This window comes from Acinetobacter sp. UBA3025 (genome assembly GCF_002367915.1).
GTDB lineage: Bacteria > Pseudomonadota > Gammaproteobacteria > Pseudomonadales > Moraxellaceae > Acinetobacter.
In genome coordinates, this window is record NZ_DFDO01000137.1 from 1 (window position 1) to 2,751 (window position 2,751).

The 2,751-nt window shown below is 44.8% G+C and carries 2 protein-coding genes and 1 pseudogene; all 3 read left to right on the forward strand.

The window, feature by feature from the left end:
- A pseudogene (locus tag B4J23_RS05825) lies at window positions 1-328 on the forward strand (aromatic amino acid transporter AroP); the annotation flags it as partial.
- 191 nt (window positions 329-519) lie between these two features.
- The gene (locus B4J23_RS05830; protein WP_004782659.1) at window positions 520-1,548 is read left to right on the forward strand and encodes a substrate-binding domain-containing protein; all 1,029 of its coding nucleotides are present in this window, start codon (window positions 520-522) and stop codon (window positions 1,546-1,548) included.
- A gap of 105 nt (window positions 1,549-1,653) precedes the next feature.
- Window positions 1,654-2,751 (forward strand): phosphate ABC transporter permease subunit PstC (gene pstC, locus B4J23_RS05835; protein WP_291359226.1); only part of this gene is annotated, 1,098 nt, incomplete at its 3' end.

Sequence of the window (2,751 nt, forward strand, 5' to 3'; positions counted from 1 at the left end):
GGGTGAAGCTTTTGGTATTCTGATGCTACTGGTGGTTTCTGCTCTGGTGATTAACTGGCTGATGATTTCACTGACCCATCTGAAATTCAGAAAAGCCATGCAGGAACAGCAGCAGACGACCGCATTCCCAAGCCTGTTTGGCCGCTGGAGTAATTACCTGACGACTTCATTTATCATCATGATCTTAATGATCATGAGCTTTACCAAAGAAATGCAGATTGCCGTTGCATTGGTGCCGGTCTGGCTGCTGTTTTTGACGGTGATGTATGTGATGAAATATCGTAGGAAACCTGTACTTTTACCTGAATCTACTGAACCCACTACTTAAATGAAAAGACCCTGAACAGGGTCTTTTTTTATGTCAATAAGGTGCTAACTGTCTATTTAATTATCATTAAAACGTCATAAAGATGTAACCTGTCTGTCATATTCTAAAACCACAATGCATGTATCGAAACAAGTACAAAACTGAATAAAAAGTGGCGTACTCCCAAGTTGTATAAATGAGAGAGATACAGAATGCGCTTTACCAATATTGCCTTAGCTTTAGCTTTAACCGGGGCTGCAGCAACTACAGCAAATGCTGCACGAGATACAATTCAGATTGCAGGGTCTTCAACCGTTCTACCTTATGCCAGTATTGTGGCTGAAGAGTTTGGCAATACCTTTCCGCAGTTCAAAACTCCGGTTGTCGGTTCTGGCGGTTCTTCAGGTGGTTTAAAACAGTTTTGTAATGGTGTAGGGGATAACACCATCGATATAGCCAATGCTTCACGTCAGATCAAAAGCTCTGAATTGGCAGAATGTAAGAAAAATGGTGTGAACCAGGTTCTCGAAATCAAGATTGGTTATGACGGCATCGTCTTTGCTTCAAATGCCAAAAAAGCGGCATACAAATTACGTCCACAGCATGTTTATGCTGCATTAGCGGCAGAGCTGCCGGCTAAGGGTAAAATGGTACCTAACCCATATACTCGCTGGAACCAAATTGATTCATCATTACCGAATGAGCCGATCACGCTAGTAATTCCAGCTTCGAATCATGGAACGCGCGAAGTCTTCCAGGAGAAGATGGTGGATGCAGGTTGTGAATCGTATGCTGCTATTAAGGCTCTAGCGAAAGATGCACAGAAAAAAGCATGTACCAGCTTCCGTAAAGATGGCCGTGTTGTTGAAATTTCAGGTGACTATACTGAAACCTTGGCACGCTTAAAAACCTCACCGAGCGCTGTTGGCGTATTCGGCCTGGGCTTTTACGATCAAAACCGCGACAAGCTACGTGTAGCAACCGTCAACAACGTTGCTCCTTCTGAAAAGACCATTTTAAATGGGGCTTATCCAGTATCTCGCCCGTTGTTCTTCTATGTCAAAGGCGAACACCTGAAATCAATCAAAGGTTTGCAACAGTTCACAGAGTATTTCCTGAATAAAAAAGTATCAGGTAAGGGTTCCAAGCTAGAAAAAGCCGGCTTGATTTCAATGTCAGACAAAGAACGTGCAGCAGTGCTGGCAAACTTTAAGGCTGCAAAAGCCGTAGTAGTGAAATAAAACAGGATTTAGGAAAATGCTGGTGACAGTCGACCTGTCATCGGCTTTTCATAGCAAGCAAGTTTTTTCACAGGCTAAAATCCTTGAAAGAACCATGGAGAATACATGAATCTGCTACTTATAGGTGTGTTACTGGCTTTAATTGCCATCGCCTATCAAATCGGATTAAGTAAAAGCCGGAAACTAGCAGGTCAGGGCAATAATTCTGCGATGCTACATTCACGTCCTGGATATTATGGCGCACTGGTAGCTTTGTGGTGTGGACTTCCTGCATTTTTGATTCTGATGGCATGGAACATTGTTGAACCTAGCCTGCTGGAACAGGTCGTAATTAAGCACCTGCCTCATGATGTTTTGACTCATCTGGATCAAGCCAGTCTGAGTGTGGTCATAGACCGTGTAGAGGCATTGGCTTCCGGTTTCGGTGTCAGTGATCAGCCAGCTGCTTATGAACTTGCAGCAGCAGAACAATTAGCTAAATTTTCTACCATCGGTACTTTTGCCAAACTGGCAGTTGTTATTTCTGTGGCTTTGGCCGGTCTGGTCTGGGCAAAAAAACGGATCAGCCAGAATTTTCGTGCACGGAATCAGGTCGAAAAGATCATGAATATCGGGCTGGCCTTGTGTTCTGGAGTAGCCATCCTGACCACACTCGGTATTGTGATGTCGATGTTTGGCGAAGCCATGCGATTCTTCAGCTTTGTCAGTCCGCTGGATTTCTTCTTTGGCACCGAATGGGATCCGGGTTTTAGCACCTCGGGTCATGCCGAAGGCAGTTATGGATTATTACCATTGCTGTGGGGAACGTTGATGGTCAGCGGGATTGCATTGCTTGTTGCAGTCCCCCTGGGACTGATGATTGCAATTTATCTGGCCGAGTACGCATCACCACGCTTCCGGGCTTGGGCAAAGCCGACCATTGAAGTTTTGGCTGGAATTCCAACAATTGTCTACGGTGTTTTCGCTTTAATGATTCTGGGGCCATTTCTTAAAAGTCTAGGTGCTTTGGTCAGTATTGATATTAATGCCACCAGTGCGCTCACCGCTGGCTTCGTCATGGGCATCATGATTATTCCATTTGTTTCCTCTTTATCAGACGACATTATTACCCAGGTCCCACGTGCCTTAAGGGATGGTTCTTTAGGTCTGGGCGCGACCAAATCAGAAACGATTCGTCAGGTTGTCTTACCAGCCGCTTTACCC